The organism is Pantoea sp. S61 (assembly GCF_016625145.1).
GTDB classification, from domain to species: Bacteria; Pseudomonadota; Gammaproteobacteria; order Enterobacterales; family Enterobacteriaceae; genus Pantoea; species Pantoea rwandensis_B.
In genome coordinates this window covers 109,166-122,998 of the sequence record NZ_JACVUO010000002.1, presented here as the reverse complement: position 1 = coordinate 122,998, position 13,833 = coordinate 109,166, and the positions used below count along the sequence as shown (strand labels likewise).

The 13,833-nt window shown below is 53.7% G+C and carries 13 protein-coding genes; 10 read left to right on the top strand and 3 right to left on the bottom strand.

The features are described from left to right. The first annotated feature begins 69 nt into the window (after positions 1-69). The 9 genes from murC (at position 70) to mutT (ending at position 10,854) form a co-directional block, all read left to right on the top strand. On the top strand, positions 70-1,545 hold the full coding sequence (gene murC, locus IAE30_RS05945) for a UDP-N-acetylmuramate--L-alanine ligase (RefSeq protein ID WP_200678501.1): 1,476 nt from the start codon (positions 70-72) through the stop codon (positions 1,543-1,545). Beyond that, the gene (locus IAE30_RS05940) at positions 1,538-2,458 is read left to right on the top strand and encodes a D-alanine--D-alanine ligase (protein ID WP_038649068.1); all 921 of its coding nucleotides are present in this window, start codon (positions 1,538-1,540) and stop codon (positions 2,456-2,458) included. The genes murC and IAE30_RS05940 overlap by 8 nt, the downstream gene beginning before the upstream one ends. Position 2,459: 1 nt before the next feature. After that, positions 2,460-3,299, top strand: a complete 840-nt coding sequence (gene ftsQ / locus IAE30_RS05935) for a cell division protein FtsQ (protein WP_160833545.1) — start codon at positions 2,460-2,462, stop codon at positions 3,297-3,299. Beyond that, positions 3,296-4,552, top strand: a complete 1,257-nt coding sequence (ftsA, locus tag IAE30_RS05930) for a cell division protein FtsA (protein WP_013507861.1) — start codon at positions 3,296-3,298, stop codon at positions 4,550-4,552. The genes ftsQ and ftsA overlap by 4 nt, the downstream gene beginning before the upstream one ends. A 71-nt stretch (positions 4,553-4,623) precedes the next feature. Further along, positions 4,624-5,778, top strand: coding sequence for a cell division protein FtsZ (gene ftsZ, locus IAE30_RS05925; RefSeq protein WP_034829667.1), 1,155 nt, complete (start codon positions 4,624-4,626; stop codon positions 5,776-5,778). 101 nt (positions 5,779-5,879) lie between these two features. Then, positions 5,880-6,797, top strand: coding sequence for a UDP-3-O-acyl-N-acetylglucosamine deacetylase (lpxC, locus tag IAE30_RS05920; protein ID WP_034829665.1), 918 nt, complete (start codon positions 5,880-5,882; stop codon positions 6,795-6,797). Positions 6,798-7,065: 268 nt separating this feature from the next. Then, positions 7,066-7,566 (top strand): secA translation cis-regulator SecM, encoded by a 501-nt coding sequence (secM, locus tag IAE30_RS05915; RefSeq protein WP_038650264.1) that lies wholly within the window; start codon positions 7,066-7,068, stop codon positions 7,564-7,566. 75 nt (positions 7,567-7,641) lie between these two features. Further along, entirely contained in the window at positions 7,642-10,347 is a 2,706-nt protein-coding gene (gene secA / locus IAE30_RS05910; protein WP_038649061.1) for a preprotein translocase subunit SecA, read from the top strand. A gap of 111 nt (positions 10,348-10,458) precedes the next feature. Then, positions 10,459-10,854 (top strand): 8-oxo-dGTP diphosphatase MutT, encoded by a 396-nt coding sequence (gene mutT / locus IAE30_RS05905; RefSeq protein WP_034829661.1) that lies wholly within the window; start codon positions 10,459-10,461, stop codon positions 10,852-10,854. A 29-nt stretch (positions 10,855-10,883) separates the two neighbouring features. Here the strand turns inward: mutT and yacG are convergent, their stop codons facing one another. From yacG to coaE, 3 genes are read right to left on the bottom strand one after another with little or no spacing between them, the layout of a single operon-like run. After that, the gene (gene yacG / locus IAE30_RS05900) at positions 10,884-11,081 is read right to left on the bottom strand and encodes a DNA gyrase inhibitor YacG (RefSeq protein ID WP_034829659.1); all 198 of its coding nucleotides are present in this window, start codon (positions 11,079-11,081) and stop codon (positions 10,884-10,886) included. A 7-nt stretch (positions 11,082-11,088) separates the two neighbouring features. Then, positions 11,089-11,832 (bottom strand): cell division protein ZapD, encoded by a 744-nt coding sequence (gene zapD / locus IAE30_RS05895; RefSeq protein ID WP_034829657.1) that lies wholly within the window; start codon positions 11,830-11,832, stop codon positions 11,089-11,091. 4 nt (positions 11,833-11,836) lie between these two features. Beyond that, entirely contained in the window at positions 11,837-12,445 is a 609-nt protein-coding gene (gene coaE / locus IAE30_RS05890; protein ID WP_038649058.1) for a dephospho-CoA kinase, read from the bottom strand. Positions 12,446-12,664: 219 nt separating this feature from the next. Between coaE and IAE30_RS05885 the strand changes: the two genes are divergently transcribed. Next, positions 12,665-13,705 (top strand): GMP reductase, encoded by a 1,041-nt coding sequence (locus tag IAE30_RS05885; protein ID WP_200678500.1) that lies wholly within the window; start codon positions 12,665-12,667, stop codon positions 13,703-13,705. Positions 13,706-13,833 lie beyond the last annotated feature (128 nt).

The window sequence follows — 13,833 nt, the reverse complement described above, 5'->3', positions numbered from 1 at the left end:
TTAATAGGTCGGTTTGACCGGCTGTACCTGAATGCAGGTACACATGAGATCAACAGGTAATTGAGACAGATGAATACACAACAATTGGCAAAACTGCGTTCTATTGTGCCCGAGATGCGTCGCGTCCGGCACATTCACTTTGTCGGCATCGGTGGTGCTGGCATGGGCGGTATTGCCGAGGTGTTGGCGAACGAAGGTTATCACATCAGCGGTTCGGATCTGGCGCCTAACCCGGTGACCCAGCATCTGGCCTCGTTAGGTGCGACCATTTATTTCAACCATCGCCCGGAAAACGTGACGGATGCGAGCGTGGTGGTGGTGTCGACAGCAGTGGCACAGGACAATCCGGAACTGGTCGCGGCCCGTGAGCAGCGTATCCCGGTGATCCGCCGTGCAGAGATGCTGGCTGAGCTGATGCGCTTCCGTCATGGTATCGCGGTTGCCGGTACGCACGGCAAAACCACCACCACAGCGATGGTCACCAGTATTTATGCCGAAGGTGGACTGGATCCGACATTCGTGAATGGCGGCCTGGTGAAAGCGGCGGGCACCCATGCGCGTTTGGGCACCAGTCGTTACCTGATTGCGGAAGCGGATGAGAGTGACGCGTCGTTCCTGCATCTGCAGCCGATGGTGGCGATTGTCACCAATATCGAAGCGGACCATATGGACACCTATCAGGGCGACTTCGAGAACCTGAAGCAGACGTTCATTAACTTCCTGCATAATCTGCCGTTCTATGGACGTGCTGTGATGTGTGTGGATGATGTGGTGATTCGCGATTTGATCCCACGCGTGGGCCGTCAGGTCACCACTTACGGCTTCAGTGATGACGCCGATGTGCGCATCGAAAACTATGAACAACGTGGCGCGCAGGGGCACTTTACCCTGATTCGTCAGGACAAGCCGGTGCTGAAAGTGACCCTGAATGCGCCGGGTCGTCACAATGCCTTAAACGCAGCCGCCGCTGTTGCAGTGGCGACGGAAGAAGGCATTGAAGATAACGCGATTTTGGCCGCGCTGGAGAGTTTCCAGGGCACTGGACGCCGCTTTGATGTGCTGGGCGAATTTGATACCACAGCGGTCAATGGCAATCCAGGCAGCGCGATGCTGGTAGATGATTACGGTCATCACCCAACGGAAGTCGACGTCACCATCAAAGCCGCCCGTGCCGGCTGGCCAAATAAGAAACTGGTGATGGTGTTCCAGCCGCACCGTTACACGCGAACGCGTGATCTGTTCGATGACTTCGCTAACGTGCTGTCTCAGGTTGATGTATTGCTGATGCTGGATGTTTATCCGGCCGGTGAAGCGCCGATTCCAGGCGCAGATAGCCGTTCACTGTGCCGCGCGATTCGCCATCGTGGCAAGGTTGACCCGATTCTGGTCTCTGAGCACGATGCGTTGCCGGAAGCGCTGGCCCCGTTGTTGTCAGGTGACGATTTGGTCATCGTGCAGGGCGCCGGCAATATCGGCAAAATCGCCCGCAAACTGGCTGAGCTTGAGTTGCAGCCAGCTGCGAAAACGGAGGTGCGTCATGGCTGAGAAAGTCGCCGTCCTGATGGGCGGAACCTCCGCAGAGCGTGATGTATCGCTAATGTCGGGCAGTGCCGTGTTGGCAGGATTGCGTGAGATGGGCATTGATGCACACGGCGTGGATACCCGTGATGTGTCAGTGCTGGACCTCAAAGCGCAGGGCTTTGAAAAAACCTTTATCGCCCTGCATGGTCGTGGCGGTGAAGATGGCACGCTGCAGGCGGTATTGGAGTTCCTCCAGTTGCCGTATACCGGCAGCGGCGTGATGGCTTCGGCGATCACCATGGATAAACTGCGCAGCAAATTGCTGTGGCAGGGCAGGGGACTGCCATCAGGAAAATTTGTTTGGTTAACGCGCCAGCAGCGGGAATTGGGTTTAGATGCACAAACCCAGGCTGCAATCGATGCGCTCGGCCTGCCGCTGTTTGTGAAACCAAGCTGTGAAGGTTCAAGTGTCGGCATCAGCCGAGTGAACACGTTAGAAGCATTGCCTGCTGCGTTGGATGAAGCGTTTCGCCACGACAATGATGTCTTGATTGAGGCCTTCCTGAGCGGTGCGGAATATACCGTTGGCATTCTGGGTGATGAAATTCTGCCTTCTATCAGAATAAAAACCGCCAGCGAGTTCTATGACTATGAAGCGAAATACATTTCTGACGATACTGAATACTTCTGCCCAAGCGGTTTGAGTGCAGAGCAGGAAGCAGAATTGAAGACGTTAGTATGGGCGGCCTGGCGTGCACTGGGATGCAGCGGCTGGGGGCGTGTCGATGTGATGACGGATGCTGAGGGTAAATTCCAGTTGCTGGAAGTGAATACCTCACCGGGCATGACCAGCCACAGTCTGGTGCCGATGGCCGCGAAGCAGGCAGGATACAGTTTCCCGCAGCTGGTGGCGCGTATTCTGGAACTGGCTGACTGATATGTCTCAGGCGGCGATACGTGTACGAAATCGCGAACCCCAGGAGCGTGCGCGCACCGGGCGTAGCAACGGTGCCCGACTGTTTGGCGTCGTATTCCTGCTGATGGTGTTGGGCATCATGGCCGCCGGTGGGCTGGTGGTGCTGAAGTGGATGAATGATGCGTCGCGTTTACCGCTGTCGAAGCTTGTGGTGACCGGGGAAACGCATTACACCACGCATGATGACATTCGCCAGGCCATTTTGTCGCTCGGGGCGCCTGGCACGTTTATGTCGCAAAACGTGGACATCATCCAGCAACAGATTGAGCGTTTACCCTGGATCAAACAGGTCAGTGTGCGTAAGCAGTGGCCTGATGAGCTGAAGATTAACCTGGTGGAGTACGTTCCGGTGGCTCGCTGGAATGACTCACACATGGTAGACGCCGATGGCGTCTCCTTCAGCGTCCCGGCCAGTCACATCGGTAAAGAAACATTGCCGATGTTATATGGCCCGGAAGGCAGTGAAACAGAGGTGTTGGCGGGCTATCACACCATGAGTGATGTGCTCAAAGCCGGCAAGTTTACCCTGAAGGTCGCGTCGATGACAGCGCGGCGCTCGTGGCAGTTAGTGACCAGCGACGATGTGCGCATCGAACTGGGACGCAGCGACACCATGAAGCGTCTGAACCGTTTTATTGAGCTCTATCCGGAGCTGCTGCAGCAAGGCCAGAGTCAGAACAAGCGCATTACCTATGTCGATTTGCGCTACGACTCCGGTGCCGCAGTAGGCTGGGCAGCGGCCCCGCTGGAGCCACAGGACAGTAATCAGCAACAAAACCAGGCACAGGCTAAACCACAATGATCAAGGCAACGGACAGAAAACTGGTAGTAGGACTTGAAATCGGCACCGCAAAGGTTGCCGCCCTGGTTGGGGAAATTCTGCCTGATGGTATGGTCAACATTATTGGGGTGGGCAGCTGCCCGTCTCGCGGTATGGATAAAGGCGGCGTAAATGACCTTGAGTCGGTGGTGAAATGCGTTCAACGCGCCATCGACCAGGCTGAACTAATGGCTGATTGCCAGATTTCGTCGGTTTACCTTGCTTTATCGGGCAAACATATCAGTTGTCAGAACGAAATCGGGATGGTTCCGATTTCGGAAGAGGAAGTGACTCAGGATGATGTAGAGAACGTGGTACATACGGCGAAATCCGTACGCGTACGCGATGAACATCGTATCCTGCATGTTATTCCTCAGGAATATGCCATTGATTATCAGGAAGGCATCAAGAATCCGGTGGGACTTTCCGGCGTGCGTATGCAGGCGAAAGTGCACTTGATCACCTGCCATAATGATATGGCGAAAAATATTGTTAAAGCCGTTGAACGTTGCGGCCTGAAAGTTGACCAACTGATTTTTGCCGGACTGGCATCCAGTTTCTCGGTTCTGACTGAAGATGAACGTGAGCTGGGCGTCTGTGTTGTTGACATCGGTGGCGGTACAATGGATATCGCGGTTTACACCGGCGGCGCACTGCGTCACACCAAAGTGATCCCTTATGCAGGGAATGTGGTGACCAGTGATATCGCCTATGCCTTCGGCACACCGCCAACCGATGCGGAAGCGATCAAAGTACGCCATGGTTGTGCGCTGGGTTCGATTGTTGGCAAAGATGAAAACGTCGAAGTGCCGAGCGTCGGTGGACGTCCACCGCGCAGTCTGCAACGCCAAACGCTGGCAGAAGTGATTGAGCCGCGTTACACCGAATTGCTGAATCTGGTGAATGACGAGATTCTGCAACTGCAGGAGCAACTGCGCCAGCAGGGCGTGAAACACCACCTGGCAGCAGGCATCGTGCTGACCGGTGGCGCAGCACAGATTGAAGGTTTGGCCGCTTGCGCCCAGCGTGTGTTCCATACGCAGGTGCGTATTGGTCAGCCACTTAACATCACCGGCCTGACGGATTATGCGCAGGAGCCGTATTACTCAACTGCAGTCGGTCTGCTGCATTACGGCAAAGAGTCACACATGAACGGTGATGCAGAAACGGAAAAACGTGCTTCAGTGGGCAACTGGTTTAAACGTATCAATAGCTGGCTGAAGAAAGAGTTTTAATTTTTGAAAAAGGAGATCATGCAGGCAATGTTTATGATCTCCAGGCGACAGGCACATAACGGAGAGAAATCATGTTTGAACCTATGGAATTAACCAATGACGCGGTGATTAAAGTCATCGGCGTCGGCGGCGGCGGTGGCAACGCCGTAGAGCACATGGTACGCGAGCGTATCGAAGGTGTAGAATTCTTCGCTGTAAACACCGACGCGCAAGCGTTGCGTAAGACAGCGGTTGGCCAGACGATCCAGATCGGGACCGGTATCACCAAGGGTCTCGGTGCGGGTGCAAACCCGGAAGTGGGTCGTACCTCAGCTGAGGAAGATCGTGAAGCACTGCGTTCTGCACTGGAAGGGGCAGACATGGTGTTTATCGCTGCAGGCATGGGCGGCGGTACCGGTACCGGTGCCGCGCCAGTCGTGGCAGAAGTAGCAAAAGATTTGGGTATCCTGACCGTTGCGGTGGTGACCAAGCCCTTCAACTTCGAAGGCAAAAAGCGTATGGCTTTTGCTGAACAGGGTATCGCTGAGCTGTCTAAGCATGTCGATTCACTGATCACCATCCCGAACGACAAGCTGTTAAAAGTGCTGGGTCGCGGTATCTCTCTGCTGGATGCCTTTGGTGCAGCCAACGACGTACTGAAAGGTGCGGTGCAGGGTATCGCCGAGCTGATTACTCGCCCAGGCTTGATGAACGTTGACTTCGCGGACGTGCGTACCGTGATGTCAGAAATGGGTTACGCCATGATGGGCTCCGGCGTGGCGTGCGGTGAAGACCGTGCCGAAGAGGCAGCCGAAATGGCGATCTCCAGCCCACTGCTGGAAGATATCGATCTGTCTGGTGCGCGCGGCGTGCTGGTCAACATCACGGCGGGCTTCGACCTGCGTCTGGATGAGTTCGAAACCGTGGGTAACACTATCCGCGCCTTCGCCTCTGACAACGCGACCGTGGTAATCGGTACTTCTCTGGACCCAGAGATGAACGACGAACTGCGCGTGACCGTCGTTGCGACCGGTATTGGCATGGACAAGCGTCCAGAAATTACGCTGGTGACCAACAAACCGGCTTCGCAGCCAGTGATGGATCATCGCTACCAGCAGCACGGCATGGCGCCGTTGCCGCAGGAGCAGAAGCCGGCAGCGAAAGTGGTCAACGACCAGCCAGCATCGTCCAATAAAGAGCCAGATTATCTTGATATTCCAGCCTTCCTGCGTAAGCAGGCAGACTAAGAATATCCTGAGAATTGGGATTCTCCGCTCTTTGTGCTAAAGTATTCGCCCGCTGGTGATTTATACTGGCGGTCGGATGGGTAATATTGCGAGATAATGCGATGATCAAACAAAGGACATTAAAACGTATTGTTCAGGCGACTGGTGTCGGTTTACATACCGGCAAGAAAGTCACGCTGACCTTACGCCCTGCGTCGGCTAATACCGGGGTCATCTATCGTCGCACTGACTTGAATCCACCGGTTGATTTCCCGGCTGATGCAAAATACGTGCGCGACACCATGCTGAGTACCTGCCTGGTGAATGATGAAGGCGTGCGTATATCGACGGTTGAACACCTGAATGCTGCATTGGCTGGCTTGGGTATCGACAACATCATTGTTGAAGTCGATGCGCCCGAAATTCCGATTATGGATGGCAGTGCCGCGCCTTTTGTCTACTTGCTGATGGATGCAGGCGTCGAAGAGCTGAACAGTGCGAAGAAATTCGTACGCGTTAAGCAGACGGTGCGTGTTGAAGATGGCGATAAGTGGGCCGAGATCAAACCCTATAACGGTTTCTCACTCGACTTTACTATCGACTTCAAACATCCGGCAATTGACTCAAGCTCGCAGCGTTACCAGCTGAACTTCTCGGCTGAGGCGTTTGTTCGCCAAATCAGTCGTGCGCGCACCTTTGGTTTTATGCGTGAAATCGAATATCTGCAGTCTAAAGGCCTGTGCCTGGGCGGTAGCTTAGATTGTGCGATTGGTCTTGATGATTTCCGTGTACTTAACGAAGACGGTCTGCGCTTTGAAGATGAGTTCGTTCGTCACAAAATGCTGGACGCGATCGGCGATCTGTTTATGTGTGGCCACAACGTGATTGGCGCTTTCTCTGCGTTTAAATCTGGTCATGCTTTAAACAATAAATTGCTGCAAGCGGTACTGGCGAAGCAGGAAGCCTGGGAATGGGCAACCTTCGAAGACGAAGCTGAACTGCCACTGGCATTCAAAGCACCAAATTTAGTCCTGGCGTAAGTCAGTCATAAAAACGGCAGTTTCCCTGACACCCTCTCCGGTCAGTGGAAGCTGCCGTTTTTTATTGCCTGTTTTTTATTCCTGCAAGACCGCTCTCAATTCTCTGCTATCACTGGCGAAAGCCTGTACAAATAAACGTGAAATCCCCCGTAAGCCCTTTAATCACTGGTGTCCTGGCCCCACATAAGTGCTATTATCTGGCGCTCATATGAGCAGGTTCGCGGATAACCGCAACGGCTTCATTACTTTATTTAACTGTGGACAGGTTGTGATCGGGATTTTCTCACGCTGGCGACAATTAGGCAGACGCTACTTCTGGCCTCATCTCTTATTAGGGATGGTGGCGGCCAGTTTGGGCTTGCCTGCCTGTGCGCAAAGTGCGGAGTCCACGGCGACAGACTCGCCCATCAGCAGCCTGTTTGTCGGCAATGTTGTTCATTTCGATCATTTAATCCGTCTGCAGGAAAGTGCGCGTCGACCTAATTTCAATGTCGATTACTGGCATCAGCATGCCATTCGCACGGTCATTCGCCACCTCTCATTTAGCATGACGCCACCTGCAGAAGCGGAACAGAGTCATACAGTCCCGTTGGCGGCACAAAAGCTGGCGTTAATCGATTCGCTGCAGGCGCTACTCACATCGCCAGCTCAACCCGCTATTGCATTAGAGCCGCAGGAAACGCTGCGTCATCGCGAACCTCAAATTCACACTTCTGCTGACTGGCAGGCTGCTATTCATGGCATCCGCGCCGGGCCTGTCATTGCTTAACAGCTAACGATTTTCCACATCCTGTTTTAGATTTTCCAGACCGCATGAATGCGGCTGAATTGAGAAAAATTTATCATGTTAATCAAATTGTTAACCAAAGTCTTTGGCAGCAGTAACGATCGTACCCTGCGCCGTATGCGCAAAATTGTCGATGTCATCAATAAGATGGAGCCGGATTTCGTCAAGCTCTCGGATGACGAACTGAAAGCCAAAACCGACCTGTTCCGTGAACGCCTGAAGAAAGGTGAAAGCCTTGAAAGCCTGATTCCTGAAGCCTTTGCTACGGTACGTGAAGCCAGTAAACGTGTGTTTGGTATGCGCCACTTCGATGTACAGCTGATTGGCGGCATGGTGCTGAATGAGCGTTGCATCGCCGAGATGCGTACCGGTGAAGGTAAAACCCTGACGGCAACACTGCCGGCTTACCTGAACGCACTGAGCGGTAAAGGCGTGCACGTGGTCACGGTGAACGACTACCTGGCACAGCGTGATGCCGAAAACAACCGCGCACTGTTCGAGTTCCTGGGTCTGTCTATCGGTATCAACCTGCCAAACATGCCCGCGGTGGCCAAACGCGCAGCCTATGCTGCGGATATCACCTACGGTACTAACAATGAATACGGTTTCGACTACCTGCGCGACAACATGGCATTCAGCCCGGAAGAGCGTGTACAGCGTAAACTGCACTACGCGTTGGTGGATGAGGTGGACTCCATCCTAATCGATGAAGCGCGTACGCCGTTAATCATCTCTGGTCCTGCCGAAGACAGCTCTGAGCTGTACACCAAAGTGAATAAAATCATTCCTCACCTGGTGCGCCAGGAGAAGGAAGATTCAGAAACCTTCCAGGGTGAAGGTGACTTCTGGGTCGATGAGAAAGCACGTCAGGCTCACATGAGCGAGCGTGGTCTGGTAAAAGTTGAAGAGCTGCTAGTGAGCCAGGGCATCATGGAAGAAGGTGAGTCACTTTACTCGCCAACCAACATCATGCTGATGCACCACGTGACGGCTGCACTGCGTGCGCATGCGCTGTTTACTCGCGATGTCGATTACATCGTGAAAGATGGCGAAGTGATCATCGTCGATGAGCACACCGGCCGTACCATGCAGGGGCGTCGCTGGTCTGATGGTTTGCATCAGGCTGTTGAAGCCAAAGAAGGCGTGGAAATCCAGAACGAGAACCAGACGCTGGCTTCCATCACCTTCCAGAACTACTTCCGTATTTACGAAAAACTGGCCGGTATGACCGGTACTGCTGATACCGAAGCGTTTGAATTCAGCTCGATCTATAAACTCGATACCATCGTGGTGCCAACTAACCGTCCGATGGTGCGTAAAGATATGGCTGACCTGGTCTATATGACCGAGAAAGAGAAGATCGACGCGATCATCGAAGACATCCGTGCCTGTACCGCCAACGGTCAACCGGTGCTGGTGGGTACCATCTCGATTGAAAAATCAGAAGTGGTCTCTAACGAACTGACGCGCGCGGGTATCAAACACAGCGTACTGAACGCCAAGTTCCACGCCAGCGAAGCGGATATCGTGGCACAGGCGGGTCAACCTGCTGCAGTCACCATCGCAACCAACATGGCAGGTCGTGGTACCGATATCGTGTTGGGCGGCAGCTGGCAGGCCGAAGTGGCAGCGCTGGATGAACCTTCAGAAGAGCAGATTCAGGCCATCAAAGAAGCCTGGAAACTGCGCCATGATGCGGTGCTGGCTTCGGGCGGTCTGCACATCATTGGTACTGAACGTCACGAATCTCGCCGTATCGATAACCAGTTGCGCGGCCGTGCGGGTCGTCAGGGTGATGCCGGTTCATCCCGCTTCTATCTGTCGATGGAAGATGCATTGATGCGTATCTTCGCCTCGGATCGCGTATCTAACATGATGCGTAAACTGGGCATGAAACCAGGCGAAGCGATTGAGCATCCGTGGGTCACCAAAGCGATTGCCAACGCACAGCGTAAAGTGGAAAGCCGTAACTTCGACATCCGTAAGCAGTTGCTGGAATACGATGATGTGGCGAACGATCAGCGCCGCGCCATCTACAGCCAGCGTAATGAATTGCTGGACGTGTCTGATGTGTCTGAAACCATCAACAGCATCCGTGAAGATGTGTTCAAAGCCACCATCGACACCTACATTCCGCCGCAGTCGCTGGAAGAAATGTGGGATGTTCCTGGTCTGGAAGAACGCCTGCGTAACGATTTCGATCTGGATCTGCCGATTGCAGAATGGCTGGATAAAGAGCCGGACCTGCATGAAGAAACGCTGCGTGAACGTATCATGAGCCGCGCGCATGAAAACTATGCGTCGAAAGAAGAAGTGGTTGGCGCTGAAATGATGCGTAACTTCGAAAAAGGCGTGATGCTGCAAACTCTGGATTCATTGTGGAAAGAGCATCTGGCGGCGATGGATTATCTGCGTCAGGGCATCCATCTGCGCGGTTATGCGCAGAAAGATCCGAAGCAGGAATACAAGCGCGAGTCCTTCTCAATGTTCGCGGCGATGCTGGAGTCACTGAAGTATGAAGTGATCAGCACCCTGAGCAAAGTACAGGTGCGCATGCCGGAGGAAGTCGAAGCGATGGAACAGCAACGCCGTGAAGAGGCTGAGCGTCTGGCACAGCAGCAACAGCTGAGCCACGTTGATGACGAAACCGCTGCGGCCGCCGCGCTGGCTGCGCAGGGTGGGGAGCGCAAAGTAGGGCGCAACGATTTGTGCCCATGCGGTTCCGGTAAGAAATACAAACAGTGTCATGGCCGCCTGGCCTGATAAACGAGGAGCCTTCGGGCTCCTTTTTCTTTTGGCCGTCGCCACAGAGTTAACATTGCCTGGCGACTGCATTACTATCAGCGCTCATTAATTAAAAGCGGAATTCAGCTTATGAAACACCTGCAAGTCGCAGTGGGCATCATTCGCAATGCCAGCCGTCAGATCTTCCTTGCCCAGCGTGCGGCAAGCTCCTACATGGCGAATAAATGGGAGTTTCCTGGCGGAAAAATTGAACAGGATGAAACCGCTGAACAAGCGTTAAAACGCGAGTTGATGGAAGAGACCGGCATTGAGGTGACAGCCGCGAAGGCGATTGGTCTGGCCGATCATAGCTATGACGATCTGCGCGTCACATTGCACTTCTTCCTGGTGGAAGGATGGAACGGTGAGCCGTACGGCCGTGAAGGACAGCCTCAGCGTTGGGTGGAACAGCGTGATTTAGTCGCGGAAGAGTTTCCTCCTGCCAACCACGAACTTATCGCTCGCCTGGTGGCTGACGAAATTTAAGCGAAGGGGCGTAAGCCCCTTATCTCTTATTAATGCTGTTCTTCGCTCCAGTCATCGCTGTCGGTCAGATCGCTATCGCTGGGAATACGCTTCTCTTCAGCGGCCCATTCGCCCAAATCAATCAGCTGGCAGCGCTTGCTGCAGAACGGGCGCCACGGACTCAGTTCATCCCACATCACATCTTTACCGCAGTTGGGACAAGGTACGGTAATCATCTCTTCCTGCATAACAACCTCAACAACACGCTAATTCAAAATTCAATCGGGCTGGCACTTCACCGCGCTCGCTGTCCAGTGGCAGGAATCGAATGGCATAACGGCTTTTATGGCCTGAAACCTGCGGGTACAGCGCATCTTCGAGGGTGAGCTGGAGACGCAACAAATCCGAACCTTCGGCATTATCCTGGTAAAAACCGTTCAGGCTGGTTTGATGGCGAAATACGCCTGACTGACGCACCAGATCGAGGATCATGGTCAGGCTATTGCGCAGAGGAACCAGTGACGCCAGCCAGCCGTTAACCTGTGAATCCCGCTGGGACTGCTGCTGGTGCAGCCAGATATGCAGGCTCGGCAAATCAAAACTGCAGCAGCCACCAGGAATGCTCAATCGCTGGCGTACCAATCCAATCAACCGATCTTCGCGCAACTGCTGACCCATACGTGGTGCCGCATTCAGCTCGCTGGATTGCTGTTTTAATCGATCACGCAGGCTGCTGACGGTGTGTTCGTCCACACCTGGCACATCAAGCCAGGCGCGAAGTTTCTGCTGCTGGCGCTCCAGCTCTTTCAATAGCTCGGTACGCATATCACCGCGCTCAAAGATATCTAACAGATCACCAATGATGCGAAATACCCCTAATGCAGAGACGGAATTCACCACAGGCACCGTTTCATGCAGTTGGTTAAGTAATGACTCCACGCGCAGCCAGGTGCGCATCTTCTCATTCAGCGGGTGTTCAAACAGAACGACTGTACTCATGATGTTAATCCTGTCCGGTTGCTGCCAGGCGTAAATAACGCTGGTGAAGTTCAGCAACGCGCGGCAACGCCTGCTCGGGCGTACCACTGTTATCGATGATGTCATCCGCACAGGCCAGACGCTGCTCGCGGCTGGCCTGTGCGGCAAGAATATTTTTTGCCTGGCTAAGTGTGATGCCATCACGCTGCTGAGTACGCCGCAACTGCGTAGCTTCATCCACATCAACCACCAGAACCCGGTCAGCCTGATGCTGTAACCCGTTTTCCACCAATAGTGGCACCACCCATAACACATAGGGTGACGTTGCCAATAATTTTAGCTGCTGCGTACGGGCATTGATAAGAGGATGAAGCAGCTGATTTAGCCAGTTTTTTTCTTTCGGCTGCTGAAAAATAATCTCGCGCAGCCGTGCCCGATACAACGCTCCTTCGGCGGTCAATATTGACTCACCATGGCGTTTAACGATCGCCTGCAGGGCGGGTGAACCAGGTTCAACCACTTCTCGTGCAATCACATCAGCATCAATAATATCAACGCCTAGCGCGGCGAAAGCATTGGCAATGGTGCTTTTACCACTGCCAATTCCTCCGGTGAGCGCAACGGTAAAAGGCATAGCGTTCTCTCAGAATTGTCTTCATTGGGCGACCATCAGCCGCAATAAGATGAGAGCATGATCACAATCAATTTTCTCAGCTAAATTTAAGGGATTGTAGCTTAAATAAAGTGAAATTCGCAGTCTTGTCGCGGAACGAATGGCGCGTATGATAACGACACTGGAGCCGTGAGCGCTACCCGAACTGCGGTTCGTCGTCACTAACCAGGACACTCAGCTATGCGTATTGAAGAAGATTTAAAACTGGGCTTTAAAGATGTTTTGATCCGCCCCAAACGCTCCACCCTGAAAAGCCGTTCTGAGGTTGAACTCGAACGCACCTACACTTTCAAGCATTCAGGTCTGAACTGGACCGGCGTTCCGGTGATTGCCGCCAATATGGACACCGTGGGCACATTCACCATGGCCGAAGCGCTGGCGGGCTTCAATGTTCTGACTGCAGTGCATAAACACTACAGCGTGGAAGCCTGGCAGGCATTTATCCAGCGCGTACCGGCTGCAGTGCTCGGGCATGTGATGGTGTCATCCGGTACCTCCGAAGCCGATTTCAGTAAACTCACCGCGATTCTCGCCCTATCGTCACAGCTCAATTTCATCTGCATTGATGTTGCCAATGGTTACTCCGAGCACTTTGTTGAGTTCCTGCAACGAGTACGTGAAAGTTTCCCAGGCAAAACCATCTGCGCGGGTAATGTGGTGACCGGTGAAATGGTCGAGGAGTTGATTCTCTCTGGCGCAGATATCGTCAAAGTCGGTATTGGTCCCGGTTCTGTTTGCACTACACGTGTCAAAACCGGCGTCGGCTACCCGCAACTGTCTGCGGTGATTGAGTGTGCAGATGCGGCGCATGGCCTCGGCGGCCAGATCGTCAGCGATGGCGGCTGTTCGGTGCCGGGTGATATTGCGAAAGCTTTCGGCGGCGGGGCAGATTTTGTCATGCTCGGCGGCATGCTGGCGGCGCACGATGAGTGCGAGGGGAACGTCGTCGAAGAGCAGGGCGAACAGTTTATGTTGTTCTATGGTATGAGCTCTGAATCCGCGATGAAACGCCATGTCGGCGGTGTTGCCCAGTATCGTGCTGCAGAAGGGAAAACCGTTCGTCTGCCACTGCGTGGCCCGGTGGAGGAAACCGTGAAGGATATCCTCGGCGGCCTGCGTTCGGCCTGCACTTACGTAGGGGCAGCACGCCTTAAAGAACTGACAAAGCGCACCACGTTTATTCGTGTGGCGGAACAGGAAAATCGGGTATTCACGCGCTGATGGCTGATGGCTGATGGCTGATGGCTGATGGCTGATGGCTGATGGCTGATGGTCGATTATCGATGGTTGAAAGTTGAAAGTTGAAAGTTGAAAGTTGAAAGTTGAAAGTTGAAGACAGGTGCGCACCG

What these genes read in the sequence shown, in the direction of transcription:
- murC (WP_200678501.1), top strand. Translation starts at nt 70, where the DNA reads ATGAATACACAACAATTGGCAAAACTGCGTTCTATTGTGCCCGAGATG.
- secA (WP_038649061.1), top strand. Translation starts at nt 7,642, where the DNA reads ATGTTAATCAAATTGTTAACCAAAGTCTTTGGCAGCAGTAACGATCGT.
- ftsA (WP_013507861.1), top strand. Translation starts at nt 3,296, where the DNA reads ATGATCAAGGCAACGGACAGAAAACTGGTAGTAGGACTTGAAATCGGC.
- lpxC (WP_034829665.1), top strand. Translation starts at nt 5,880, where the DNA reads ATGATCAAACAAAGGACATTAAAACGTATTGTTCAGGCGACTGGTGTC.
- ftsZ (WP_034829667.1), top strand. Translation starts at nt 4,624, where the DNA reads ATGTTTGAACCTATGGAATTAACCAATGACGCGGTGATTAAAGTCATC.
- yacG (WP_034829659.1), bottom strand. Translation starts at nt 11,081, where the DNA reads ATGCAGGAAGAGATGATTACCGTACCTTGTCCCAACTGCGGTAAAGAT.
- mutT (WP_034829661.1), top strand. Translation starts at nt 10,459, where the DNA reads ATGAAACACCTGCAAGTCGCAGTGGGCATCATTCGCAATGCCAGCCGT.
- IAE30_RS05885 (WP_200678500.1), top strand. Translation starts at nt 12,665, where the DNA reads ATGCGTATTGAAGAAGATTTAAAACTGGGCTTTAAAGATGTTTTGATC.
- coaE (WP_038649058.1), bottom strand. Translation starts at nt 12,445, where the DNA reads ATGCCTTTTACCGTTGCGCTCACCGGAGGAATTGGCAGTGGTAAAAGC.
- zapD (WP_034829657.1), bottom strand. Translation starts at nt 11,832, where the DNA reads ATGAGTACAGTCGTTCTGTTTGAACACCCGCTGAATGAGAAGATGCGC.
- ftsQ (WP_160833545.1), top strand. Translation starts at nt 2,460, where the DNA reads ATGTCTCAGGCGGCGATACGTGTACGAAATCGCGAACCCCAGGAGCGT.
- IAE30_RS05940 (WP_038649068.1), top strand. Translation starts at nt 1,538, where the DNA reads ATGGCTGAGAAAGTCGCCGTCCTGATGGGCGGAACCTCCGCAGAGCGT.